The sequence below is a fragment of the Rhodoferax sp. GW822-FHT02A01 genome, from assembly GCF_038784515.1.
Taxonomy (GTDB): domain Bacteria; phylum Pseudomonadota; class Gammaproteobacteria; order Burkholderiales; family Burkholderiaceae_C; genus Allorhodoferax.
Genome location: NZ_CP152376.1, coordinates 4,834,168 through 4,859,600 on the forward strand (window position 1 = coordinate 4,834,168; position 25,433 = coordinate 4,859,600).

Sequence of the window (25,433 nt, forward strand, 5' to 3'; positions counted from 1 at the left end):
CTCTTGAACTCAATCTCTGTTGATCTTCTAAGCAAGCTTCGCACCAACATACTAACCCTGATTCATCGCTCGACTCATGCACTCCTATGGAACACGGTGACTCCAGTAATGCACGCTTTCGGTACGCGTGCAGTGCACCTGCGCAGGCTCTGTCGAGAGCCATTGCATAGCACCACAATGAGGCGAGTCACGCACCACAATGCCGCGCTCCTGGTAGCGCTGCAAGACCGTGGCAGCCGGATGTCCGTAGCGGTTGCGATACCCCGATTGAACCCATGCTTCATGCGGCTGCACGGCATCCAGAAACGCATCGCTGCTGGAGGTCTTGCTGCCGTGGTGAGGGACCAGCAGCAAGTCTGCCTTGATGGCAGCTTGGGCCGCAACCAGCGCATCCTCCTGGGGCTTTTCAATATCGCCTACCAACAATGCCACCACGGGCACGGGCATGGCGGCACTCTGGATGCGCAGCACGCAGGACAGCGCGTTGGGCTTGCGCGGTGATTCGTAATCCCCAGCCTGCGGATGCAGCATGTCGAACTGCACGCCGTCCCACTCCCAATGCTGGCCCGCCACACAGCGCTGCGCCGGATGCACAGCTTGCAGCCTGTCGTCCGCCGCAATGGAGCTCAGCAGGGTGGACTGGGGTTGCATGGTCAGAACCGCCGCAGCGCCGCCGATATGGTCGGTATCGCGGTGGCTGATCACCACCGTATCCAGACGCGTGTTGAGGGCCTGCAGCAGGGGCAACAGCACGCGGTGTCCGGCATCACTCTCCAGGCTGTAGCGCGGCCCGGCGTCGTACAACAGCGCATGACTGGCCGTGCGCACCAGCACGGCATTGCCCTGCCCCACGTCGGCCGCCAACAACTCGAACGCACCGTGGCCCGGAACCGCCGCCTGCCACAGCAGCACCGGCAACAGGAGCGGCAGCCCCAGACCGCGTACATGCCAGGGCAGACGCGCCAGCAGCAGAATCCCGCCCACAACACCGGCCGCTGCCAGCCACCAGGGCGCCGCAGGCAATGCCAGTGTGGCCCAGGGCCAAGCCACCAACGCCTGCAGCACGGACAGCAGCAGCGCAATGGCGCTGCCTGCCAAATTCCACAACCACGGCCAGGCAACGCCAGCCATCGCCAGCGGCGTGAGCACCAGCGTGACCCAGGGAATGGCAAAGGCATTGGCCACCAGCCCGACGATGGACAACTGCCCAAACAGGAACAGCGTGAGCGGCGCCAGTGCCACCGTGACCACCCATTGCTCGCGCAGCATGGCGCGCAGGCGCGCCGCGGCATCCTGCAGCCGGCCATCCGCAACCGGCTCGCGCAAGGCGCCGTCATCTGTGGCAAACAGAACACCCACCGCCACAAAACTGAGCCAGAAGCCAGCCTGCAATAGCGCCCAGGGATCCATGGCCACCACCGCCGCACACGCCAGCATCCAGGTCTGCGGCCAGGGCCAACGCGCTCCGGACAGCCTGAGCACGGTCACGATACCCAGCATCAGGCAGGTGCGCTGCGCCGGAATCCCCCAACCCGAAAACACGGCATACGCCAAGGCCAGTGCCAGGCCGCCGACCCGGGCGGCGGTGGGTGCGGGCAACCACAAGCACAAGGGCCCCGATCGGCGCCACAGCCAGCCGACCAGCCAGGCAGCAGCCCAGGCGAACATCGTGATGTGCAAACCGGAGATACTGACCAGATGCGCCACTCCCGCAGCACGAAACACGTCCCAGTCCACCCGGTCTATGGTTTTTGGTAATTTAGTCCTTCCCTGGGCAATGAGTTCTTCCCTAGGAATTTTGGGTAAATAGTTCTTCCCTGAGTCTCGATTTCAGTGAAAGCGCAGGATAAAAGAGTTATTCCCTAAAGCGCCGAAACCCGCGCCAATAGCGGCTTTCCGAATGGGCAGCTGAAATTTGTCCTACCTTGCAGGAAACCTCAACATTGCACACTCAAAGGCAATAACTGCAGCCTCCTTCTCTCTCAGGCGTTAGAGAATGTAACTGACCGTTGATTTATAAGGAATTTTCCACTTATTGGGCAAATAGTGATTCCCTGAGATATGCCATGGGTAATTGAGTCGTTCGCTTTAGGCTTGGAAATTGGCCTTCCGGAAATGATCGCCAACGTGATGCAGCGATATGGCAAAGAGCTACACAGCCTTCGCAAGAGTACCCGGCAATAGAAAACTTCTCCGGCAGCATTCGGCAGTACTTATCGAAAACGCTCCTTGAAAATCCGCTCCTAACAAAGTGCGGGAGTGCAACTAACCGCCCCCATTGGGTGCCTCAGCATCCAAAGAGCAGATTGATTCAAATTTGGTGCACTCTTGCGGATGCAATCTTTTCGGTCAGAGAAAGACTCTTTTACCCACATGTGCGGAAGGACCCAATATGCCAGGGAAGCACTCATTTGCCCGCCCAAATGTGGTTTGGGCAGCTCGAAGAGTTAGCCCTTCTTAAAAGTTCGTTGATTTTCCTCAGTTTTTCTTTATTTATTGAGGAAATAGCTCAAGGAAGAACTCTTTTTCCCAAAACCATCTATAGCGTTCTGGTCGCCCACCACCAATGCGGCAATCAGCCCTGCATACTGACGCTGCTCCACATGGGTCGCAATGCGCTCACGTACCGTCTGACGCAGCAGCGCCACCGGGTGCGTCCAGGTCTGCCCCAGCAGCTGCGGTACCGGGTCCGCTGCACTGGCCCTCACATAGGCCGTTGCCTGGACCCCGCGCTCCCACAACCACAGTTCGTAGTCAAAGCCAAAAGGGTTTCGGCTGCCGTGTGGCGCCTTGAGCCGCAAGGTCATGCGCCAACGCTCTCCGGCATGCACGTCCTCGGGCTGGCGCTGCAAGGCCACCGTATCGCCTGTTGCAGATACACCGGTGGTGTACCAGCCCACATCAACCCGGGGTGGCATGTCCACTGGTTGCCCGTCCAACACGGCCGCCTCGATGGCCAAGGTAAAGCGCAAGCCGGCCTCACTGCGCTGCGGCATGTCGACGACCACGCCCGTGACCTGCACGTCCCGCCCTTCCAGCGCCGGCAGCAGGGTTCGCGTCTCGTATGCCAGGCAACGCAAACCGGTGCTGGCAAACCCGAGCAGTGCCATCGCCAGCAACCAGCCCAACTGTCGGTGCTTCCGTGCCCAGGCCGGCCGGCGGCGTTGCCACACGCACCACGCCAGACCCGCCAGCGCCAGGAGCAGGTAGGCCCGGAGCGGCCACAGGTTAGCCTGCTGCAGTTGCAGGGCCGCCCCCAGCACCCAGCCCAGCAATGCGGCAAAGGGGCCGACGCGCTGGTGCGGTGGGTCTGAGCTGAAAAGATGCACTTCGGCCATGCCCTGCATGCTAGCGGTTCGGGCAGGCACCAAGCGGGATGGCCCGTCTCTTGCTTTTACCAAGGTGACGGCTGTCAAAGCCGGACAATGAACTCTTGCTACTATCGAAGCGACCTGCACACGCCAGACGAGGCCCAAGCACCTATCTACCGAGATACACCACCTATGTCCATTCACGCAGCGCTCAACCACGTTACCCACTACAGCTACGACCGGCTGGTGGCCCTGGGCCCGCAGGTCATCCGCCTGCGCCCGGCGCCCCATTGCCGCAGCAAGGTCATCTCGTATTCGCTCAAGGTCGAGCCCGAGACCCATTTTCTGAACTGGCAGCAGGACCCGTTTTCCAACTACCAGGCGCGCCTGGTGTTTCCGGAAAAGACCCGCGAGTTCAAGGTCACGGTGGATCTGGTGGTCGAAATGGCGGTGTACAACCCCTTCGACTTCTTTCTGGAGCCCGAGGCGGAAGAGTTCCCCTTCACCTACGAAGCCAACCTCAAGCAGGAGCTCGCGCCCTACCTGATGGCGGACAAGATGACGCCGCTGGTCGAGAGCTATCTCAAGAAGATCGACTACACCAAGCGCCGCAGCGTCATGTTCCTGGTGGACCTGAACCAGATGGTGCACAAGGATGTGAACTACACCATCCGCATGGAGCCCGGCGTGCAGACGCCGGATGAAACCCTGACCAAGGCCTCCGGCTCCTGCCGTGACTCGGCCTGGCTGATGGTCCAACTGCTGCGCCACTGCGGCTTGGCCGCGCGTTTTGTTTCCGGCTATCTGATCCAGCTCAAGCCCGACGTGAAGGCACTGGACGGCCCCAGCGGCACCGAAGTGGACTTCACCGACCTGCACGCATGGTGCGAGGTGTACCTGCCCGGTGCCGGCTGGATCGGTTTGGATGCGACCTCCGGTCTGCTGGCGGGCGAAGGCCACATCCCCCTGGCCTGCACGCCACAACCCTCGGGCGCTGCGCCTATCGAAGGCGGCGTGGACAAGAGCGAGGTCGAGTTCAGCCACCACATGCAGGTCACCCGCCTGTACGAGTCACCGCGTGTCACCAAGCCCTACACCCCGGAACAATGGGACGCGGTGATGGAACTGGGCGAGCAGGTCGATGGCGAACTGGTTGCTGGCGACGTGCGCCTGACCATGGGCGGCGAGCCCACCTTTGTCGCGGTGGATGACCGCGATGCGGCCGAATGGAATACCGACGCATTGGGCCCAACCAAGCGCGGCTTTGCCACTGCCCTGGTGCACAAGCTGCGTGACGAATACGGCCAGGGCGGTTTTCTGCACTTCGGCCAGGGCAAGTGGTACCCGGGCGAGCAATTGCCGCGCTGGGCCCTGAACATCTACTGGCGCGCCGACAAGCAACCGGTCTGGAAAAATCCCGCGCTATTTGTGGACGAGCGCAACCCCACGCATTACAGCAGCGAGGAAGCGGGCCGCTTCATCCGCACCCTGGCGGCTCGCCTGGGCCTGACCGACAAATACGTGCAGCCCGCCTACGAGGACACCTGGTACTACCTCTGGCGCGAACGCCGCTTGCCGGTCAATGTGGACCCCTTCAAGTCGCGCCTGGACGACGAGATGGAACGCTCGCGCCTGCGCCGCGTGTTCGAGCAAAAGCTCGACTCGGTGGTGGGCTTTGTGCTGCCACTCAAGTCCAGTGACGGCCCGCGCCTGACCGGCCCTGAGTGGAAGACCGGCCCCTGGTTCTTCCGGGACGAGCGCATGTACCTGATGCCCGGCGACTCCCCCATGGGCCTGCGCCTGCCGCTGGACTCCCTGCCCTGGGTCAGCGAAGGCGACTATCCCTATCTGGTGGAGCTGGACCCGACCGCGCCGCGCGGCGCGTTGCCCCCGCATGCCGCATTTGCACAGCGCTATGCGCCGGGCGGCTCGGTTGCTGGCTCAACGGCGGCAACAGGAGCCGACAAGGCGGGTACCTTGGGCAGCAACGGTGCTCCAGGTGGCGCTACACCGTATCTGGCTGGCACCGGCGCGCAGAGTGAAGCCGCGCGCAAAACCCAGAGCCGCGCCAGTGCGGCAAGCAGCGCAGTCGCGGCCAATGCCCAAAGCAGCGCCCAGGCAGAACCGGCCGACTTTGCCCGCATGCCCAACCGGCAGGAGTCTGCCCACTGGATCACCCGCACCGCGCTGTGCGTGGAAGTGCGTGACCCGCGCCGCGCCAACGGCCCCAAGGCCGAGGCTGTGGGGGAAAAGTCCGGCGTGATGTACGTGTTCATGCCGCCGCTGGAACTGCTGGAGGACTATCTGGACCTGCTGGCCGCCATCGAAGCCACTGCCACCGAGCTGAAGGTCAAGATCGTGCTGGAAGGCTACCCGCCTCCGCGCGATCCACGTCTCAAGCTGCTGCAAGTCACGCCCGACCCCGGCGTGATCGAAGTCAACATCCACCCTGTTACCCATTGGAAGGAACTCGTCTACAACACCGAGTTCCTGTACAACGCGGCCTTCGAGTCGCGCCTGTCGGCCGAGAAGTTCATGACCGATGGTCGCCACACCGGCACCGGTGGCGGCAACCACTTCGTGATGGGTGGCGCCACACCGGCGGACAGCCCCTTTTTGCGCAAACCCGAACTGCTGGCCAGCCTGCTGCTGTACTGGCACAACCACCCAAGCCTTAGCTACCTGTTCAGCGGCATGTTTGTCGGCCCGACCAGCCAGGCACCGCGTGTGGACGAGGCGCGCAACGACCAGCTGTACGAGCTGGAAATCGCCATCGAGCAGATTTACAAGAACCGCGAAACCTATGGCCAGAGCATGCCGCCCTGGCTGGTGGACCGCACCTTGCGCAACATCCTGATCGACGTTACCGGCAACACCCACCGCAGCGAGTTCTCCATCGACAAGATGTACTCGCCCGATTCCAGCACGGGCCGCTTGGGGCTGCTGGAACTGCGCGCCTTCGAGATGCCGCCGCATCCGCACATGAGCAGCGTGCAGCAGTTGCTGTTGCGTGCCCTGGTGGCCCGCTTCTGGAAAACGCCTTACAAGGCCCCGGTCACCCGTTGGGGCACCGAGCTGCATGACCGCTTCATGCTGCCGACTTTCATCCAGATGGACTTCCACGATGTCATCGGTGAGATGAAGCAGGCCGGCTATGCATTCGATGAGAGCTGGTTTGCACCGCATTTCGAGTTCCGCTTTCCGCTGGTGGGTGGTGTGCAGTCCATGGGCATCGAGCTCACCTTGCGTAACGCGCTGGAACCCTGGCATGTGATGGGTGAGGAAAGCAGTGCCGGTGGTACCGCGCGCTATGTGGACTCCAGCCTGGAGCGCATGGAGGTGCGCGTGAGCGGCCTCAACGAGAGCCGCTACGTCATCACCTGCAACGGCAAGGCCTTGCCCATGCAGAGCACGGGTACGGTGGGCGAATTTGTTGCCGGTGTGCGCTACAAGGCCTGGAACCCGCCCAGCAGCCTGCACCCCAGCATCGGCCTGCATGCGCCGCTGACCTTTGACATCGTGGACACCTGGATGAAGCGCTCGGTGGGTGGCTGCCAGTACTTCGTTACCCACCCGGGCGGCCTGGCCTACGAGAACTTCCCGGTCAACGCGTTTGAGGCCGAGAGCCGCCGCCTGTCGCGCTTTGCCGCCATGGGCCATACGCCTGGCACCCTGGTCATTCCCCCGGCCACCATCAACGTGGCGGCCAGCAAGGAGTTTCCGTTCACCAAGGATTTGCGCAGGGGCTGACGCTCAGTCCTTGAATACCGGCTTGCGCTTTTGCAGGGAGGCCTGCATGGCCTCGGCCAGATCCGCGCTCATGAGCATGGCGGCGTTCCAGGTTGCGACGTAATTCAGTCCGTCGGCCACGCTGTGGTCGCGGGCGTAGGTGATCATCTCCTTGGTGCCGCGTATGGCCAGGGGGCCCTTGAGCGCGATGGTCGCGGCGATTTCCTGCACCCCTTGGTACAAGGCCTCCTTCGACTCAAACGTGCGGTTGACCAGGCGCATGGCTGCCGCCTCGGTACCGCTGAACACCCTACCGGTATAGGCCAGCTCGCGCACCATGCCCTCGCCCACCAGCTTGGGCATGCGTTGCAGGGTACCCACATCGGCAGTCATGCCAATGTCGATTTCGCGGATGCTGAACTGTGCATCTGCCGTGGCGTAGCGCATGTCGGCACAGCAGATCAGATCTATCCCACCGCCTATGCAGGCACCATGGACGGCGGCCAGCACCGGCTTGCGGCAGCGCTCCAGGCTGGTCAGCGTGCCCTGCATGTCGATGATGATGTTGCGCAGCTCTTCGCGGGTGCGACCGTCACAATCGGTCTGGATCTGACGCACCACGTTCATCATCATGTGCAGATCAATGCCGGTGCAGAAATGTCGCCCCTCGCCCCGCAAAATGGCAACACGTGCCTGGGCGGTGTGATCGACCCATTCAAATGCCTGCCGGATTTCACTCCACATACCCGCATTCAATGCGTTGCCTTTTTCGGGCCGGTTCAAAGTGACGGTCGCAATGTGGTCCTGAAGATCAATCGTCAGTGTTTCATAGGCCATGTACTTACCTCTCCTGTGATTGCCAATCCGCCTTCCCGCCTGGCACGATACTTGATGCATTGCCTTCACCGTACCCATCTTTGCACAGGGCTTGCAGGTGTTTATCCGGTTGCCAAGCCGGAAATTTCTGGCAACCATAAGTGCAGTTACATTGTGGCCTTATCGGATGGGTTGGCAAACCGGTTGGAAGCATTATTTCGCGTAACGACAATAGACAAAGAGGTTGGATTTATGAGACTTGTGAAACGTTTTTGGCTACTGGCCGCTGTGTTCGGTATTGGCCTGCTGGCTGTCAGCCTGGTATCTTATGTGGTCCTTGGTCGCATCAAGGTCAACGGCCCGGTCTATGAACGCATCATCCAGACCAAGGACCTTGTAGCCGACGTGCTTCCGCCGCCTCTGTTCGTGATGGAAAGCTATCTTGTGTCGGTACAGGCCATCAACTCCCCCTCCTCCGAGCAGGAGGCGTTGATCAAGCAACTGCCCGTGTTGCAGAAGGCCTACGAAACCCGCAGTGAATACTGGAAACAGCAGGACATTGGCGATGAACTGCACGCAGGCCTGGTCGAGTCGGACAAGCATGCACAAGCCATCTTCAAACTGATCAATAAGGAGCTGATCCCGGCAATGGCCGCCAGCGACATTGACACCATCAATTCCACCATTCGCGCCATGCAGGTCGAATATGCGGGCCATCGCAGTGCGATCGCCAAGATCGTGGATCAGGCCAACAAGACGGCGGACGAGCAACGCGAATCTGCCACCACGCTGACCCGTGCGGCCTTGCTGGGAATGCTGGGCATCAGCGCACTGGTCCTGGGCGTGGTGGGTGCCTTCCTGGCCCTGACCGGGCGCACCGTGCTGCGCCAGATTGGCGCAGACCCCAGTGATGTGGTGGCATACGCCAACCAGATCGAAGGCGGCGACCTGAGCCAGACCTCTCAGGCTGGCACGACGGCACCCGGCAGCATCATGGCGGCACTTTCGCAAATGCAGGAGTCCTTGCGCAAGGTAGTGGCAGGTGTGCGCTCCGGCTCGGAAGGTGTGGCCATTGCCAGCTCAGAGATTGCCAATGGCAACCACGACCTGTCGGTGCGGACCGAGAACCAGGCCAATGCGCTGCAGACCACCACCGCATCCATGGACACGGTCAATCAGTCCGTCAACCAGAACGCAGAAGCCGCGCGCCAGGCCGACCAATTGGCCTTGAACGCATCCCAGGTTGCCGCCAAGGGTGGCGAGGTAGTAGCTCAGGTGGTGGAAACCATGAAGGGCATCAACGAGTCGTCGCGCAAGATCAGCGACATCATTGGCGTCATCGACGGCATCGCCTTCCAGACCAACATCCTGGCGCTCAATGCCGCCGTCGAAGCTGCGCGGGCCGGTGAGCAGGGTCGAGGCTTTGCCGTGGTGGCCAGCGAAGTACGTGCGCTGGCGGGCCGTTCCGCTGACGCAGCCAAGGAAATCAAGTTGCTGATATCAGCCAGTGTGGACCGCGTTGCGCAAGGCACCACGTTGGTGGATCAGGCGGGTGAAACCATGACCGAGGTGGTGCAGAGCATTCGCCGCGTCACCGATCTCATGGGAGGCATCAGTTCGGCAACAGACCATCAGGCACACGAGATGGTGCAGGTAGGTTCCGCCCTGGGGCAGATGGACCAGACCACCCAGCAAAATGCCGCCCTGGTGGAAGAAATGGCTGCCGCCGCAGCCAGCCTGAAAAACCAGGCGCAGGAGTTGGTACGGGCCGTGGCCGTCTTCAACCTGGGCGCACAAAACAACTTGCACCTGCCCCGGCTGGAGGGCTGACCCTAGACCGTGCTGGTCGTCTTGAAGGCGCGCTGGTAGCGCTCCAGGCTGTTGAGTGAGCCGCAAACGAACAATGCGTCGTCATCCTGCACGACGAAGTCATCGGCAAACTCCACGATGATTTCACCCGCACGCTCCACCGCAATCACCTTGGCACCCGTGCTGTCCAGTTCCTCGTTGCGCCAGGGATGGCGCCCACTCAGGGCGCCAGGATGCAGACGGGCAAACTTGATGCGGTTTTCGACCTGCAAGGCCTGCTCGCCCAGCAGCTGAAAGGCCAGGATCTGCCCGGCCACCTGGCCAACCGAAATGGCGAAGTCAGCACCCGAGCGGTACATGCGCGCGGTATTGCGCGTGCGCTGCACCCGCACGATCAGCGGCACCTGCGGTGCGTAATCGCGCACCACGGCACTGGCAAAGACCGATTCGCTGTCATCACTCAGTGCCAGCACCACGGCGCTGGCATCGCGCAAGTTGGCACGGCTCAAAGTGGCACGCTCTAGCACGCTGCCCACCAGATCCACGCCCGGACCGGGCTGGCGGTCAATCACCACGCAGGTTTCGCCTGCATCCTTGAGCATCTCCACAACCTTCTGCCCGACTGCACCCAACCCGGCCAGCACGATGGGGCCGGCGCGGCGAATCGGCATGGCCATGCGCTCAACGGCTTCCAGATTGGCGTGCGTGCCCACGGCCACCAGAATGGCGCCCGCCTCCACCTGGGTCTGGGGCCCTTTGGTGGTGGTGAAAACGCCGCCCATCCATTGGCCGATCAAGGTGACGCCGTGGCGCTCCCGCAGCCTCAGCTCGCCCAGCTTTTTGCCGGCTAGCGGGCTTTCGGCGCGCACACGAAATTCCGCCATGCCGATCTTGGTTCCCAACAGGTGCATGCCTTCGGCCGGAGGACTGATGCGCGTACTGGCCTGCGACGCCAGGGCCGCACCCAGCACGTGCGCCGGAGTGAACACCTCGGATGCACCTATGCGGATCATGGGGTAGCGGTAGACCGGATCGTCGGCCAGCGCGTACAAGGGCCCCGTGAAACCCTGCTCGCGGACCACCATGGTGAAAGTGGCGTTGGCGTGGTCATTGTCGTTGGCCACAACAGCCTTGGCCTGCGCCACATTGGTCAGAACCGCCGGGTCATCGGCCAGCTTGCCAAACACCACTTCATAGCCACGGTCACGCAGGTTGCGCGCAACCTCCATGTCCTCTTCCAGGATGACGAAGGGCGTTCCCTTGTTCTTGAACTCATCCAGCAGCGCTTCGATGGTGGGGCCGAACCGGTAGAACAGCACCTTGCCGTCCATGGCGGGCAGGCGGTGCTGCAGCCGCACCTCGAACTGCTCCTCGAAGTACGGCAGGATGACCATCGGAAACACCAGGAAGATCAGGAACTGCCCGGCAAACTGCACCAGCACCACATACAGCGCCATGGCCGGATGGCTCCAGGCACTGTCGGCACCATAGCCGGTGGTGGTGATGGTCTCGGTAGCCCACTGCAGGCTTTGCAAAAAGGTCCGCGTGCGCCCCTCCAGGTGCTCCATGCCGACCATGTAGATGAGTGCCAGGAACACCACGGTGATGGGAAGCACCACCAGAATGGCCAAGAATCGTCTGCTGGATCGTTTGAGATGGAATTGCATGAAGAAGTGTGCAGGTTTCAGGTTGATCAGCGCTTCAGAAACAGGCGCACGTTTCCGTCACCCGCAGTGCCTTGCATGTGCCCCGCAGAATCACCGGCGAAAAGCCTGGCCAGGTCCCTGTGCAAGGCGGCCAGACTACCTGCTGGCGCGTGGTGGTCCTGCAAGGTGCAGACAATCTCAAGCGTGCCGTCGCCGTGGCGGATGAACTCCACAGCCCGGGTCTGCGATGGCCAGTCGATCAGCGAGGCGGTGGTGATTTCCCAAAAACCCGCACCATTGCCAGTCGGGCTGGGATGCGGCATGACACGATGCAAGTGCCTGTGCCCCACCAGCCAGGCCACCGCGCAGGGATGGCGATGTACCACGTCCGTCAATGCCTGGGCCAGCAGCCGTTCCGGATCGTCGCCTCGGGTGTTGATGAGCGAGACCGATCCATGGTGGCTGGCCAGCACCGCAATCCGCCCGGGCTGACGCTCCACCTCGGCCAGACGGGCCTCCAGCCACGCCACTTGCGCAGCGCCAATGCTGCCCTGGTAGTCACCGCCCGGGTGGTTGGTGTCCAGCAGGATGATGCGCACATGCTCGGTATCGATACAGGTGTCGGCCCGGCCGTCACGCAGGTGCGACGGGTCGTAGCCCAGTGCGCCGTGCTGCATATGGGCAGCCATCCACTCACGCAAATCCACGGCGCGCCGCTGGGTCGAGGCAGAAATCTGGCGGTTCACGCCCCCGGTGGAGAACAGCTCGGGCTGGTCCACGAACAGATTCAGCGGGTCCTCGGGCCTAAAACCCGGCGTGGCGGCCAGTGCTTTGACGCTGCCCCGGGCAATGGCCTCGATCGCCGGGTTTGGCAAGGCGGTGCCCTGGCGCATCACGTCATGGTTGCCGGGTACGCTGGTCCAGGCAAAGCCCAGGCCGGGCGACTGCAATTGCGCGCTGGCCCGTGCCACGAAGCCCGGCACCACCGGATAGCCCTGCGCCTTCCAAGTGTCGGGCCGATCCGCGTCCGGACACCAGAAGGGCCAAGCCTTGTCGCCCAGCTCCTTGCCCGCTTCGTGCACGCCGCCGTAGGCAGACAGGGAGGTCTGGCCACCTGCCATGATCTTGAGAAAGGTCTGCAGCTCGTTGGCCTGGGCGTTGTCGATGTTGTCGCCGGTGCTCAGCGCCAGGTTGTACGGAGTCTGACTCCAGGGCGCCACCGGGTTGCGATGCACGCTGTCCACGTGTGCGGCCAACGCCCAGTGGGTCAGCGCCTCATAGGGGCGATGCATATGCAGTAGCGGCTTCCAGTAGGGATCTTCGGCCAGCAGTTCGATCCACTCGCAGCGCGCCGGAGATACGGTGTCCATTACATGCACATCGCTCATGTGCAACAGGCTCAGCAGATGCTGGCCTTTGCCCTGGGGCAATGTGCCGCCCAATTCAGTCCGGGTGGTGTAGTCAATTTGCGTCATGTTCAGATCGTTCGCAGTGGGTAAGTGAAATCCTGGGTCAACGGCCGCCGCTACGGATTGTGCACAATAGCCTGCCTGTCCTGTATGAAATACAGCTCCCGAGGCGTGTGACCTTGCACGGTAATTGCATGGAGCACCCATCCAACCACAACATACGGAACATTACATGCCCTCACTCAATTTCATAGGCGGCGAAAAAGGCGGCGTCGGCAAGTCCGTCGCAGCGCGTCTGCTGGCCCAGTATTACATTGACAAGGGCTTGCCATTCACCGGCTTCGACACCGACCGTTCTCACACCTCGTTCACCCGCTTCTATGCGGACTATGCCTCTCCCGTGGTGGTGGACAGCTTTGAAGGTCTGGACCAGATTGCCAGCGAATTCGAGAACCCCACTGCAGACGGCCAGACCAAAAGCGTCATCGTCGACCTGGCCGCCCAGACTGCAGCGCCGCTGTCGCGCTGGATTCGCGACTCCGACCTGATCTCGCTTATGGCCGAGATGGGCATCACGGTCAACTTCTGGCATCTGGCCGACGCAGGCAAGGACACGATAGACCTGTTGGGGCGACTGCTCAGCACCTACGGCGAAGGCCCCAACTACATCGTGGTGAAGAACCAGGGACGCGGTACCGACTTCTCCCAGCTTGACACATCCTCTGCCATGCAAAAGGCGCTGGATTTGGGTGCCAAGGTCATCACGCTGGGCCAATTGCACGAAGCCAGCATGCGCAAGATCGACCGCCAGAACGCCAGCTTCTGGGCCGCCACCAACACAAAAACGGGTGACGATGCCCTGGGTCTGCTGGAGCGCCAGCGCGTCAAGAACTGGCAAAAAGGCGTGTACGCCGCATTCGACACCCTGCCTTTGCAATAAGCAACCATGCAACGGCCACTGGCATACTGTGACACTTGAGCGCCACCACTGACCCCTCTTCCGCTGACCCAAACCAGGCGGGCCCCGACATGCCGGCCCTGGCGCTGGGCTGCACGCCGGAAGCCGGGCACTTTGACGAACTGCGCGGCCGGGTGGCACCTACGGACAAAGGCTCAGTCGCCGACCCGGGGCTGAATGCCAACTGGCAGGAGTTCTTTGCCCAGGCCGATACGCCCACGGCTGCTGAAATGGACCAGCGCTACACCAGCCTGCAGCGGCAGATTCGTGACAACGGTGTCACCTACAACGTCTATGCCGATCAAGAGGGGCCACAGCGCCCCTGGTCACTGGATCTGTTCCCCCTCATCGTGGACCCTCAGAGCTGGGCCCACATCGAGCGCGGCGTGCTGCAGCGCGTGCGCCTGCTCGAGGCCGTGCTGCGCGATGTGTATGGCCCCCAGGACTTTCTCAAGCAGGGCCTGTTGCCCGGTGCACTGGTGCATGGCCACCCCGGCTACCTGCGCAATATGCACGGCGTGGTTCCGGCCGGCGGCGTGCATCTGCATGTGGCCGCCTTTGACATTGCACGCGGACCGGACGGCATGTGGTGGCTGGTGGGCCAGCGCACCCAGGCCCCTTCCGGGCTGGGCTATCTTTTGGAAAACCGCCTGGCCGTGTCGCGCCAGTTTCCCCAGGCCTTCCAGAGCATGCGGGTGCAGCGCCTGGCCGCCACCTACCGCGCGCTGATGGAGAGCCTCAAGGCACTCAGCCCGGCCGGTGCCGACTCGCACATTGCGCTGATGACCCCTGGCCCTTACAACGAAACCTATTTCGAGCATGCCTATCTGGCACGCTACCTGGGCATCACGCTGGTGGAAGGAAGTGACCTGATCGTGCGCGATGAGCGCCTGTTCCTCAAGACCTTGCAAGGACTGGTCCCGATCCACGGCCTGCTCAAACGGGTGGACGACCAGTACATGGACCCGCTGGAACTGCGTGCCGACTCCACCCTGGGCGTTCCCGGGCTGTTGCAGGCCATACGCGCGGGCAATGTGCTGGTGGCCAATGCGCCGGGATCGGCTTTTGTGGAGTCACCGGCGCTGCTGGGATTCTTGCCAGCCCTGGCCCAGCATGTGCTGGGTGAAGAGCTGAGCCTTCCGGCCCTGTCCACCTGGTGGTGCGGCGAGCACAGCGCCATGGAAGAGGTGCTGCCGTATCTAGCCGAACACACGGTCAAACCCACCTACCCCGGCTCCGACATCCACGAGTCGTTCAACCCGGTCATTGCCCGGCACCTCAGCCGCATGGAACTGGATGCACTTGCCGGTCGCATCCTGCGCCAGGGCGAAGAACATACCGTGCAGGCCTACCTGCCGTTTTCGCAAATGCCCACCTGGCAGGTCAACGGCGCCGGGAAGAGTGGCCGCGTGGCCCCCCGCTCGGTCTTGCTGCGCGTATTTGCAGTCTCGAACGGTCTGGCCGAAGACGGCACACCGCGCTGGCGCGTATTGCCCGGCGGCATGGCACGTGTGGCTGGCAGCAGCATGGACATCGCGTCCATGCAGCGCGGCGGCAGCAGCGCCGATGTCTGGGCACTGACCCAGGGTGAGGTGGACACCAGCACCCTGCTGCCCACCGGTAGCCAGGCCAGCCTGCCCATGCGCCGCAAGCGCCTGGTGACCAGTCGCGCCGCGGAGAACCTGTACTGGCTGGGCCGCTACACCGAACGTGCCGAGAACTCAGTCCGCCTGGCGCGACTCACGTTGGAGTGTCTGGGTGGCGAATACCAGACTTCGGTACCGCTGCAGCAGTGGCTGTCGCAGATGGCCGTGAGCAACACCCTGGTGTTGCCCCGCGTGCCCTCTGCGGTGCAGGCGCGGCGCGTGTTCGAGCGCTCGCTGATATCCAGCCTGGGCTCCACCGATGGTGCCACCAGCGTGGGCTACAACCTGCGTGCGCTCAAGATGGCCGCCTCCTGTGTGCGCGAACGCCTTTCGCAGGAACACTGGAGCATGATCGTGCGCTGCGAGGAGGAGCTGTTCGCCCGCTGCGCCGCCCATGCGGCCAAGGGCGACTTCTCAGCCGCAGCAGCCCTGCGCGTACTCAAGTCCAGCAGCGACTATCTGGCGGCCATCACCGGTGCGCAGACCGACCGCATGACGCGTGACGACGGCTGGCGCCTGCTGAGCATCGGGCGCCATGTGGAGCGTCTAGCCTTCCTTTCTGGCGCGCTCGAGAGCGGACTGGAGCTGGGCACGCTGGAAGGCGACGGTGGCTTCGAGGCCATGCTGGACCTGTTTGACAGCACCATCACCTTCCGCGCCCAGTACCAGCAGAGCCGCGACATCGCCGCCTTGACCGACCTGGTCGTACTGGACCTGGACAATCCGCGCTCCCTGGCCTGGGTGGCGCACACGCTGCGCGGACGCCTGGCCAAACTGGCCGGTAGTCCGGCCGGGGTGCTCAGCCCGCTGTCGCTCAAGGTGCCCGCACCGCAGGACTGGGACTTTTCCAGCGACCACGACCACGCCAGCGAACTGCTGGAGCCGGTGTCGTTGCTGGATCTGCTGAACACGCTGCGCGCCAGTGCGTTCAACGTCTCCGACGAAATCAGCGCCACCTACTTCACCCACGCCGCGGAATCCAACCAGAGCGTGGCCACCTGATGCTGCTGCAAGTCTCGCATGACACCAGCTACCGCTACCAGCCTGCGGTGGAGACGGCCCAGCACATGGCCTACATGGAGCCGCGCTCCCATGCCACGCAAACAGTGCTGGACTTCGCGCTTCACGTCAATCCGGCGCCCGCGCAAATGCGGTTTTCAGATGACGTCTACGGCAACTCCCGCTGCTTCTTCTCGCTGCAGACACCGCATGAAGTACTCAACGTGGTGGCCCACAGCCTGATTGCCACGCGCCCCAGCGACGAGGTCCAAAGTGCTGTGGCGTGGGAAAAGGTCAGGGAGATGTTTCGCTACCAGGCGGGCAACCGCTTTGATGCGGCCTCCGAGTTTGTCTACCCCTCACCCTTTGTTCCGCGGCACATGGAGTTCGCCGCCTATGCCAGGACCAGCTTCACGCCGGGCGCGCCCCTGCTGGCGGCCTGCATGGAACTCATGCAGCGCATCCACGAGGACTTCACCTACGAGAGCCAGAGCACGCAGATCAACACCCCAGCCCGTCAGGCGCTGGCGCAGCGCAAGGGCGTGTGCCAGGATTTTTCGCACATCATGATTGCCTGCCTGCGCACCCTGGGGCTGCCAGCGCGCTATGTCAGCGGCTACATGCTCACCAACCCTCCCGAAGGCCAGCCCCGCCTCATTGGCAGCGATGCATCCCATGCCTGGGTTAGCGTCTACCTGCCAGACCTGCCAGAGGGAGAGCGCTGGTGCAACTTCGACCCAACCAACAACCGCTGGGCCTGGCACGCGCCGGGTGAGGATTACGTGACCGTTGCCACCGGCCGCGACTTTGGCGACGTATCGCCCTTGCGCGGCGTCATCCACGGCGGCGCGCGCCATGTGCTCACCGTCGGTGTGACGGTGGCTCCGGTAGGTGAAAATGCAACTCCCGACCTGCCGGCGATGCAGGCGCAGACGCAAACCCTCGAACGAGGTACTTCGCAGTCCCAGAGCCAATCGCTGCCGGGTGGATATACCCAATCTCAGTCCCAAAACTAAGGCAAAACCATGAGCATTTACGACAAACTGGCCGAACTGCAGATCACCCTGCCCCCGGTGGCGATTCCCGCTGCGGCCTACGTGCCCTTCGTACAGACCGGCAACCTGGTCTTCCTGAGCGGCCATGTGGCCAAGAAGGACGGCAAACCGTGGGTGGGCCAACTCGGCAAGAACACCAGCACCGAGGAAGGCAAGGCTGCAGCACGCGCCATCGCCATCGACCTGATGGGCACCCTGCACGCGGCAGTGGGTGATCTCAACCGCGTCAAACGCATCGTCAAGCTGATGTCACTGGTCAACTCCACCAGTGATTTCACCGAGCAGCACCTGGTCACCAATGGTGCCAGCGAACTGTTCGGTCAGGTCTTTGGCGACAAGGGCGCGCACGCACGCAGCGCCTTTGGCGTGGCCCAGATTCCCATGGGCTGCTGTGTGGAAATCGAACTCATCGCCGAAGTCGACGTCTCCAACTGATTTGTTGCAGAGCGGCAGGGGAATCCCAAACGGATTCCCCTTTCTGCATTACAGTGGAGTGAGCCCTGTTGCGCCTCAATGCGCAACACGGGCAAAAATGCAAGGGCAGGCGACATGAGCTGGAGGTTCAATCAATGTTTCGCAAAAATTTGGACATCCTTTGAGTCAACCTGAAATCCATGTTGCGATGAACAGCCCGATGCCCCTCTCCGATTCCCAGGTCGCCGACGACGACCTGCTCGAATTCGCGGCCGAATCACCCGATACCGACGACTCTTCCGCACTCCCCCCCTGGCTGGTCCTGATGGTGGACGACGATCAGGACGTGCACGACACCACCCTGATGAGCATGCGGGGCATGGAGATCGAGGGGCGGTCACTGCAATTTCTGCAGGCGTTTTCGTCCGCACAGGCGCGCGAATACCTGGCTAACAACGCGAACATTGCCGCCGTCCTGCTCGACGTGGTGATGGAGTCGGAGGACGCAGGCTTGCGTCTGGTCAAGGCCATACGCAACGAATTCGCGCTGGAGTCGGTGCAGATCATTCTGCGTACCGGCCAGCCCGGCTTCGCCCCCGAGATCGAGACGATCCAGAAATACGAGATCAATGACTACCAGAACAAGACCGAGCTGTCGCTGGTACGCCTCTACACCAGTCTGACTGGAGCCATACGAACCTACCAGCACCTCAGGGCCATGGAAGAGACGCGCCGCGGACTGGAAGTGGTGGTCCATTCCAGCGCGGAACTCAGCAAGTCGCGCAACCTGCGGAGCTTTGCGCAGGGTCTGTTGTCCCAGCTCTGTGCCCTGATGAACACGCGTGCGGATGGACTGGTCTGTGCCAGGCTCAGCCATGCGGCAAACACACAAACCCGCGTTGTGGCGGCTACCGGCGTCTACGCAACACTGCTGGACACTCCGCTCGGCCAGCTGCCCCCGGGCGAGCCGCGCAAGGTCATCCAGAAAAGCCTGGAATTGGAGGCCAACCTGGTTGGCGCCACGACCACCCTGTATCTGCCGGCGCCGGGTGACCAGGCGGTGGTGGTCCATGTGGATGCCTGCCCGGCTGGTGCCATCGACCAGCAACTGATACAGGCCTTTTGCTCCAGCATGACCGTGGGCCTGGAAAACGTGCTGTTGCACGAACGCATGTACAGCCTAGCCTACCAAGACCAACTGCTGGGCGTGGCCAACCGCAACCGTTTTCTGGAGCTGCTGCAAGACCAAATAGACCAGGTGGGCAACGGAACCGTGGCAGTCATTGATCTGGATGACTTTGCTGGCGACAACGCCATGTTCGGACACGAATTCGGCGATGCGTTGCTCAAGACCTTTGCCCAGCGTCTGGCAGACACCTTCGGCCCCCAAGTGGGTCTGGCGCGCCTGTCGTCCGACACTTTTGCGCTGGTCGGAAGCGAACAGCAGATCACGCCCGAAGTGCTGGCGCTGTGCTCCAGCGCTGTGCTGCAGGTGCTGAACCAGACCGTGACTGTCTCCGCAACCTGCGGACTGGTGCGCATCCAAAATGGCAGCAGGAGCGGTGCCGAACTGCTCAAGCAGGCCTATGTCGCACTCAAGCTGGCAAAGACCCAGCACCGCGGCGACAGCATGTACTACAGCGAAGCCATGGGGACCGACGCCACCGAGCGCAGCACCCTGCTACGGCGCCTGCGTGAAGCATTCGAGTCGGACCGCCTCTTCGTGGTGTACCAGCCCCAGGTTCTGCTCCGGGATGGCTCCACCATTGGCGCGGAGGCCCTGCTGCGCTGGCGTACCGAGGACGGCAAGTATGTGCCGCCGGACCAATTCATACCGGTGGCCGAGCAGTCCGGGCTGATGATTTCCATTGGCGAATTTGTTCTGCGCTCGGCCTGCCACCAACTGCGTTCGCTCAACGACCTGGGCTACCCCGACTTCCGCATGTCGGTCAACGTGTCGCAGGTCCAGTTCCGCGACCCAGCCTTTGTTGCCACTGTCACCCGTGCACTGGCCGATGCGGGCATCTCGCCGCGCAACCTGGAGCTGGAAATCACGGAATCCATGGCGGCCGAAGAGCTGGACTTTGTGCTCAATGTATTGAGCGAACTCAAGCAACTGGGCGTGACCATTGCCATTGACGACTTCGGCACGGGCTACTCGTCGCTCAGCATTCTGGGCCAGTTGCAGCTCGATCGCCTGAAGATCGACAAATCGTTCGTCGACGACCTGTGCGAATCGGCCGGGGTCGCCAAGTCCATCATCGACATCGCCCGCTCCCTGAAGCTCGAACTGATCGCCGAAGGCGTGGAGACACAGCAGCAGGCAAACGAATTGCTGTCCATGGGATGTGCGGAAGCGCAGGGCTATCTTTTTTCCCGCCCCCTGGCTGTAGCCGACCTGCTGAGCTGGCTGCAAAGCCGCACTTGACTTCCCAACTGCCATGTCCGACACCGTGAACGCCCCCACTGCCATCCGCGCGACCGATGCACCCGCGCGGAGCAAACCCAGCAACTACCCCGAACCGTTTGCATCGCGCATGACAGGTCGCGAAAAGCGCGCGCTGGGCGACCTGTTCGGCCTGTCCAACTTCGGTGTGAACCTCACGCGCTTGGCGCCCAATGCCATCTCGGCCCTGCGCCATGCGCACAGCAAGCAGGATGAATTCATCTACATCCTGCAGGGCCACCCCACCTTGCTGACCGATGAGGGCGCCACACTGCTGGCGCCGGGCATGTGCGCCGGCTTCAAGGCGGGAACCGGCAACGGGCACCAGCTGGTCAACGAGACGTCCGAGCCCGTGGTGTACCTGGAGGTTGGCGACCGCACACCCGGGGACCAGGGCTTTTATCCAGACGACGATCTGCAGGCCGTGATGCAAAACGGCAGCTGGAAGTTTCTGCACAAGGACGGCAAGCCCTACGCCTGAGTCGCTCAGCGTCCACCGTCACCCACCAGGGCGTAAGGTGCCCAGAAGGCCGGATGCTGGAACTGGGGCATGGCCATGACCTCGATCATCGCCTGGCGCAGGCTCTCGGCCTTGCGCTCCTGCGCACTGGCTGCGTAATGCTGCATGGTCCTGCTGGTCAGTTCCTTGGCGCTTTCACTTTCCACCGCCCAGTGCGTGACGAGCAGGCTGCGGCTGCCGGCATAGAAGAATCCGCGCGCAAGCCCACTGAGCGCCTCATCACCCTTGCCGTCCGCCGCAGCCGTGTTGCACGCCGACAGCACCACCCAGTCCGCATTGAGCTTGAGGTTCAGAACCTCATCCAGGCCCAGGAGCGCCGACAAAGGATTGCCGTCACTGGCTCCTGCCGCAGCCAGGGCCAGTGCAGGTTGGGTGAGGTGAGGCAAGTCTCCGGCCATCAAGCCATGCGTGGCAAATGCCACCACACGCTTGCGCACCAATTCACCGGACGCATTGCTCTGCAATACGCTGGTCTTGGTTGCCTGCGCGCCCAGGTGCAAGTCGGAAAGCGAATCCGCCCGCAGGGCGCGCGCAATCGACAGCAGTTCGTCGCGGGTTTCCGGCAGCTCGGGTATGTCGCCATAGCGCAGGGCACCGGCGGGCGCCTGTTCCAGATCCGACGCGACCGCCGCACGGGTCAAGGTCACATGGCGGGTCGTGGCGGGCTTGGCGGCTGGGCCTTTGGCGGTGGAAAACTGGGGGTCGCCCCAGGCGATTAGTGCCTCTGCCGCCGGCTTGGAGCGGGCCAGTTTCTGGATCGACAGCCAAGAGCCAAGGCTGGGCACATGGGTCACCGCATAGCGCCGTATCAGCCAGGGCGCATCAGCTCCGGCTGAAGCCGTGGGCTGGGTCAGCAACAGACCAAACGGAATTTGCCCCAGGGCGCCGCCGGCCGCAATGACCAGATGCTTCTTGCCGGCAAACGTGGGCTCCAGTGGCTTGAGCAATTGCTGGTAGATCTCGGCGGATGACTTCGCGTCAAAGGACGTCATGCGGCTGCCCATCTCGGAAAAATCCAGCGTCTTGCGCAGGGACCTGACCTTGGCGGCCAGCGCAGCGCCCTCCCACGGAACCCGCACCGCCGTATGGCTGCCATCGGCCGCCACGGCCCAGGCATAAACTGCGGCAGCCGTGGGCTGCAACATGATCAATGCTTCATCGGGCGCCAGCGCCTTGGTGATGTCGTCGGTGGTGGCAGGATTGGGGTGCACCAGCCGGTCGTAATCAGGGAAGCGACGCCGGATTTCCTTCTGCAGGCCCAGCCTGACGGACTCCAGTGCCGTGATGCGTTCGCGCATCCTGGCCGCCGTCTCCGGCAAGGCGGAGCTGCTGTTTTCGTCTTCACCGGCCAGGTAGTTGCGCAGTGCCTCCATTTCGTTCTTGGCGTTCTGATCCTGGCGCACCAGGTCATTGAGATTGGGGTCCACGGCCGCCGAGCGCACGGCGGCGTCCGAGATGGCTTCCTGGACCAGCCCGCCGCGCACCCAGTCCGCCGGGGTCATCGCGTCCATCGCGCCCGCGGACGGGCCTTGAAACATGGCATCCAGGTAGGTGGAAAAAACCAGGTCGCGCACGTCCTTGCGCACACCCAGGCTCTCGTATTCCAGGTTGTCCGGCAGCATGTAGTCGCGTACCGCGCCCTGCAACAAGGCCGTGGCCTGGGTCTTGTTCTGCGGAGTGCCCGTGCGCCAGAGCGCCACGCCGCGCAACCCCTGGGCCTGGGCAATGTAGAAGTGGTGTTCCGGGAACCGCCTGCCCACCGAGCCCAGCAGCTCCGCGAACAAGGTGGCGGCCTCTTCGGTACGCACGCCCGCACCCAGGTACACCAGGCCCCGCTCGAACTGGAGGCGCACCCTTCTTTGCTGTACCGGATCATTGCCTGCCGCAGCATCAAGACGATCCAGCTCCTTGAGTGCGGCGTCCCAGCGGCGCTGCCCAATCAGTGCCGCCAGATCGAACTGCGCAACCCACATGCGGTTGCGATGCAACTGCGGATAGCCCAGGTCTTCAAATACCTTGTCGGCCTTGCGGAAGAATTCTTCGCTGCGTATGAACTGCCGCTGGTTCAAGCTCAGGCTGCCCGCAAACCTGTTGATGCTGCTCAGGTAGATCGGCGGAAGCTCTTCCTCACGGGACAGCCGGGCAAATTCACGCAGGGAATTTTCCGCCTCGCCAAAGCGCCGAGCCTCCAGCAGGGTAGCTGTGCGTGTGCCCATGCGGGTACCAAGGGACGCCACAACGATACGGGCACGATTCAGCGCGGCGCCATCGCCGCTGCTGGGTACGGAGCGCAAGGTGCGCAACGCCTCACGCGCAACATCCACCGCCTCGGTAGCGCTGGCGACGGCCTCCGGCCAGTGACCGTACTTGCGCTGCAACTGGGCATCCAGCTCCAGCACCGCACTCTCCGTGCGCAGCAGGTATTGCAGCGACAGTGGCTTGGTGTACTTGGCCTTGAGCGCGGGCAGACTGGCGCGCACCTGCTCGTTGACCTGGCGCGCCTCGTCAAATCGCGAAGCGGCAAACAGCGTGCTTGCCAGCACCTGCCGGTAATAGGCCTTGTCCTGCTCCGTTTTGGTCAGCTTCAGCACCTCGTGCCGCAAGGGCAACGCTGCACCGAAGTCCCCGCGCGCCTCCAGCAGTCCCGCCAACAGATGCTTGGGCAGAAAACTGTCCGGCAGGGCCTGGGCCCACTGCTGGTAGACCTTTTCCCGCGCCTCGAATTCGCCCAAACGGTCAGCCGCATTGCGCTTCTTCTGAAAATGTTCAGCCAACACCTCATCGGGCACACCGACGGGCACCGGCTCGGCCAGAACGCCACGCAGGACTTCCCGCTCCTGGGCGTTCACCACCTTGAAGGACGATGCGTAGTCTTCCTCCTGGGCGTGCAAGGACAGTGCCGCCAGCGCCAGCACGATCACGGTAGCGCGAATCAGCCTGCGCAGAATCATCGCTGTATCTCCATCATGGAGCTTCACGATAGCACGCAAACCGGTGCGCATGACACATTACAAAAACTCATTCGCTCGCTGCAAAAACATCATGTAAATGCTCCGTTTTTTTGACTTGATAATCTTTTTTGCCGTTTTGCACGTCACTGGAGATTCAAGTCATGTCAGATGAAGTAACAGCTCGCACCGCGTCCCCCAGGCGGCGTGCCGGGCGTGGTAGCGGCACCGTCCGTGCGGCCACGTCCACCGTCAAATACCGCTCCCTCAAAAACCGTTTGCCGCCCACGCCGGTGGTCTCTGAAGACGAACTGGAATCCATCCACAACGCCTCCCTCACCGTGCTGGAGGAACTGGGCATCGACTTCATGCACCCCGACGCCCGCGCCATCCTCAAGAAGGCCGGTGCCGATGTCAAGGAAGGTTCGGAGCGGGTGCGCTTCGATCGCAACCTGATCCTGGAAACCATCAAGACCTGCCCCAGCGAATTCACGCTGCATGCACGCAACCCTGAGCGCAATATCCGCATTGGCGGCAAGAACCTGGCCTTTGCCCAGGTGGCCAGCCCGCCCAACTGCTCCGACATGCAAGGCGGCCGCCGCGCCGGCAACCAGAAGGACTTCCGCGACCTGGTCAAGCTGGCCCAGTGCCACGACATCATCCACTGCACCGGCGGCTACCCGGTGGAGCCCACCGACATCCACGCTTCGGTACGCCATCTGGACTGCCTGTCCGACATTGCCAAGCTGACCGACAAGGCCTTCCACGTCTACTCGCTGGGCAAGGAACGCAACCAGGATGGCATGGAGATCGCCCGCATTGCGCGCGGCATCAGCCACGAGCAGTTCGAGGCCGAGCCTTCGCTGTTCACCATCATCAACAGCAACTCGCCGCGCAAGCTCGACACGCCCATGCTGCAAGGCATCATGGAGATGTCCTCGCGCAACCAGATCGTGATGCTCACGCCCTTCACCCTGGCCGGTGCCATGGCACCGGTGACCATTGCCGGAGCCCTGGTGCAGCAGAATGCCGAGGCCCTGGCCGGCATTGCCTTCACGCAGATGGTGCGCCCCGGCGCACCCGTGGTGTACGGCGGCTTTACCAGCAATGTGGACATGAAGACGGGCGCTCCCGCATTCGGTACGCCCGAGTACATGAAGGCCGTGCTGGCCGGAGGCCAGCTCTGCCGCAAGTACGGCGTGCCCTACCGCACCTCCAATGTGAATGCCGCCAACACGGTGGACGCACAGGCCGCGTACGAATCGGTGTTTTCGCTGTGGGCGCTGACGCAGGGTGGCGGCAACTTCATCATGCACTCGGCCGGCTGGCTCGAGGGCGGCCTGACCGCATCGTTCGAGAAGTTCATCCTCGACTGCGACCTGCTGCAGATGGTGGCCGAATTCCTCACCCCGCTGGATGTGAGCGAACCCGCCTTGGCGCTGGACGCCATCCGCGATGTGGAGCCCGGTGGCCACTACTTCGGCACCGCACACACGCTGGAGCGCTTCGAGAACGCGTTCTATTCGCCCCTGATTTCCGACTGGCGCAATTTCGAGACCTGGCAAGAGGGCGGCAGCCCCACCGCGTACCAAAAGGCCAATGCCATCTGGCAAAAGGAACTGGCCGAATACGAGCGTCCGGCCATGGACCCGGCCATTGAAGAAGAACTGGACGCCTTTGTGTCCAGGCGCAAGGCCGAGGGCGGCGCGCCCACCGATTTTTAATTT

Annotated in this window: 14 protein-coding genes and 1 pseudogene; 9 read left to right on the forward strand and 6 right to left on the reverse strand. The window is 62.7% G+C overall.

The genetic code is table 11. From position 1 onward, the window contains the following. Positions 1-84: 84 nt before the first annotated feature. Together AAGF34_RS22915 and AAGF34_RS22920 are read right to left on the reverse strand one after the other, a co-directional pair. Positions 85-1,746 (reverse strand): annotated as a pseudogene (locus tag AAGF34_RS22915) (DNA internalization-related competence protein ComEC/Rec2); the annotation flags it as partial. 743 nt (positions 1,747-2,489) lie between these two features. Beyond that, positions 2,490-3,338, reverse strand: a complete 849-nt coding sequence (locus AAGF34_RS22920; protein WP_342618015.1) for a ComEC/Rec2 family competence protein — start codon at positions 3,336-3,338, stop codon at positions 2,490-2,492. A 165-nt stretch (positions 3,339-3,503) separates the two neighbouring features. Here AAGF34_RS22920 and AAGF34_RS22925 point away from each other — a divergent pair, with 165 nt between their 5' ends. Then, complete coding sequence (locus AAGF34_RS22925) at positions 3,504-7,061, forward strand: transglutaminase family protein (RefSeq protein WP_342618016.1); 3,558 nt, start codon at positions 3,504-3,506, stop codon at positions 7,059-7,061. A gap of 3 nt (positions 7,062-7,064) precedes the next feature. On the opposite strand, the gene AAGF34_RS22930 is transcribed toward AAGF34_RS22925, so the two are convergent. Next, positions 7,065-7,877 (reverse strand): crotonase/enoyl-CoA hydratase family protein, encoded by an 813-nt coding sequence (locus tag AAGF34_RS22930; RefSeq protein WP_342618017.1) that lies wholly within the window; start codon positions 7,875-7,877, stop codon positions 7,065-7,067. Between the two features lie 240 nt (positions 7,878-8,117). On the opposite strand from AAGF34_RS22930, the gene AAGF34_RS22935 reads away from it, so the two are divergent. Next, the gene (locus tag AAGF34_RS22935; RefSeq protein WP_342618018.1) at positions 8,118-9,686 is read left to right on the forward strand and encodes a methyl-accepting chemotaxis protein; all 1,569 of its coding nucleotides are present in this window, start codon (positions 8,118-8,120) and stop codon (positions 9,684-9,686) included. 2 nt (positions 9,687-9,688) lie between these two features. On the opposite strand, the gene AAGF34_RS22940 is transcribed toward AAGF34_RS22935, so the two are convergent. Beyond that, entirely contained in the window at positions 9,689-11,332 is a 1,644-nt protein-coding gene (locus AAGF34_RS22940) for an NAD-binding protein (protein ID WP_342618019.1), read from the reverse strand. Positions 11,333-11,358: 26 nt separating this feature from the next. Further along, a complete protein-coding gene (locus tag AAGF34_RS22945; protein WP_342618020.1) occupies positions 11,359-12,786 on the reverse strand; it encodes a hypothetical protein in 1,428 nt (475 codons plus the stop codon). 166 nt (positions 12,787-12,952) lie between these two features. Here AAGF34_RS22945 and AAGF34_RS22950 point away from each other — a divergent pair, with 166 nt between their 5' ends. The 6 genes from AAGF34_RS22950 to AAGF34_RS22975 all read left to right on the forward strand — a co-directional run bounded on the left by AAGF34_RS22950 (position 12,953) and on the right by AAGF34_RS22975 (position 20,719). Next, on the forward strand, positions 12,953-13,660 hold the full coding sequence (locus AAGF34_RS22950; RefSeq protein WP_342618021.1) for a mobilization protein: 708 nt from the start codon (positions 12,953-12,955) through the stop codon (positions 13,658-13,660). A gap of 89 nt (positions 13,661-13,749) precedes the next feature. Further along, entirely contained in the window at positions 13,750-16,326 is a 2,577-nt protein-coding gene (locus tag AAGF34_RS22955) for a circularly permuted type 2 ATP-grasp protein (RefSeq protein WP_342621166.1), read from the forward strand. Beyond that, positions 16,326-17,339, forward strand: a complete 1,014-nt coding sequence (locus AAGF34_RS22960; protein ID WP_342618022.1) for a transglutaminase family protein — start codon at positions 16,326-16,328, stop codon at positions 17,337-17,339. Before AAGF34_RS22955 ends, AAGF34_RS22960 begins: the two co-directional genes overlap by 1 nt. A 9-nt stretch (positions 17,340-17,348) precedes the next feature. Next, on the forward strand, positions 17,349-17,813 hold the full coding sequence (locus AAGF34_RS22965) for a RidA family protein (RefSeq protein ID WP_342618023.1): 465 nt from the start codon (positions 17,349-17,351) through the stop codon (positions 17,811-17,813). Between the two features lie 199 nt (positions 17,814-18,012). Further along, positions 18,013-20,220, forward strand: coding sequence for an EAL domain-containing protein (locus tag AAGF34_RS22970; protein WP_342618024.1), 2,208 nt, complete (start codon positions 18,013-18,015; stop codon positions 20,218-20,220). Positions 20,221-20,233: 13 nt separating this feature from the next. Beyond that, positions 20,234-20,719 carry a cupin domain-containing protein gene (locus tag AAGF34_RS22975; RefSeq protein WP_342618025.1) on the forward strand — a complete coding sequence of 162 codons (486 nt, stop codon included), beginning with the start codon at positions 20,234-20,236 and terminating at the stop codon, positions 20,717-20,719. Positions 20,720-20,724: 5 nt separating this feature from the next. Here AAGF34_RS22975 and AAGF34_RS22980 read toward each other — a convergent pair whose 3' ends face one another. Continuing rightward, the gene (locus tag AAGF34_RS22980) at positions 20,725-23,709 is read right to left on the reverse strand and encodes a CHAT domain-containing protein (RefSeq protein ID WP_342618026.1); all 2,985 of its coding nucleotides are present in this window, start codon (positions 23,707-23,709) and stop codon (positions 20,725-20,727) included. Positions 23,710-23,870: 161 nt separating this feature from the next. Between AAGF34_RS22980 and AAGF34_RS22985 the strand changes: the two genes are divergently transcribed. Further along, on the forward strand, positions 23,871-25,430 hold the full coding sequence (locus AAGF34_RS22985; protein WP_342618027.1) for a trimethylamine methyltransferase family protein: 1,560 nt from the start codon (positions 23,871-23,873) through the stop codon (positions 25,428-25,430). Positions 25,431-25,433: the final 3 nt, after the last annotated feature.

Coding starts and splice junctions, on each gene's coding strand:
- AAGF34_RS22945 (WP_342618020.1), bottom strand. CDS start 12,786: ATGACGCAAATTGACTACACCACCCGGACTGAATTGGGCGGCACATTG.
- AAGF34_RS22965 (WP_342618023.1), top strand. CDS start 17,349: ATGAGCATTTACGACAAACTGGCCGAACTGCAGATCACCCTGCCCCCG.
- AAGF34_RS22950 (WP_342618021.1), top strand. CDS start 12,953: ATGCCCTCACTCAATTTCATAGGCGGCGAAAAAGGCGGCGTCGGCAAG.
- AAGF34_RS22940 (WP_342618019.1), bottom strand. CDS start 11,332: ATGCAATTCCATCTCAAACGATCCAGCAGACGATTCTTGGCCATTCTG.
- AAGF34_RS22975 (WP_342618025.1), top strand. CDS start 20,234: ATGTCCGACACCGTGAACGCCCCCACTGCCATCCGCGCGACCGATGCA.
- AAGF34_RS22930 (WP_342618017.1), bottom strand. CDS start 7,877: ATGGCCTATGAAACACTGACGATTGATCTTCAGGACCACATTGCGACC.
- AAGF34_RS22955 (WP_342621166.1), top strand. CDS start 13,750: ATGCCGGCCCTGGCGCTGGGCTGCACGCCGGAAGCCGGGCACTTTGAC.
- AAGF34_RS22960 (WP_342618022.1), top strand. CDS start 16,326: ATGCTGCTGCAAGTCTCGCATGACACCAGCTACCGCTACCAGCCTGCG.
- AAGF34_RS22970 (WP_342618024.1), top strand. CDS start 18,013: ATGCCCCTCTCCGATTCCCAGGTCGCCGACGACGACCTGCTCGAATTC.
- AAGF34_RS22980 (WP_342618026.1), bottom strand. CDS start 23,709: ATGATTCTGCGCAGGCTGATTCGCGCTACCGTGATCGTGCTGGCGCTG.
- AAGF34_RS22925 (WP_342618016.1), top strand. CDS start 3,504: ATGTCCATTCACGCAGCGCTCAACCACGTTACCCACTACAGCTACGAC.
- AAGF34_RS22985 (WP_342618027.1), top strand. CDS start 23,871: ATGTCAGATGAAGTAACAGCTCGCACCGCGTCCCCCAGGCGGCGTGCC.
- AAGF34_RS22920 (WP_342618015.1), bottom strand. CDS start 3,338: ATGGCCGAAGTGCATCTTTTCAGCTCAGACCCACCGCACCAGCGCGTC.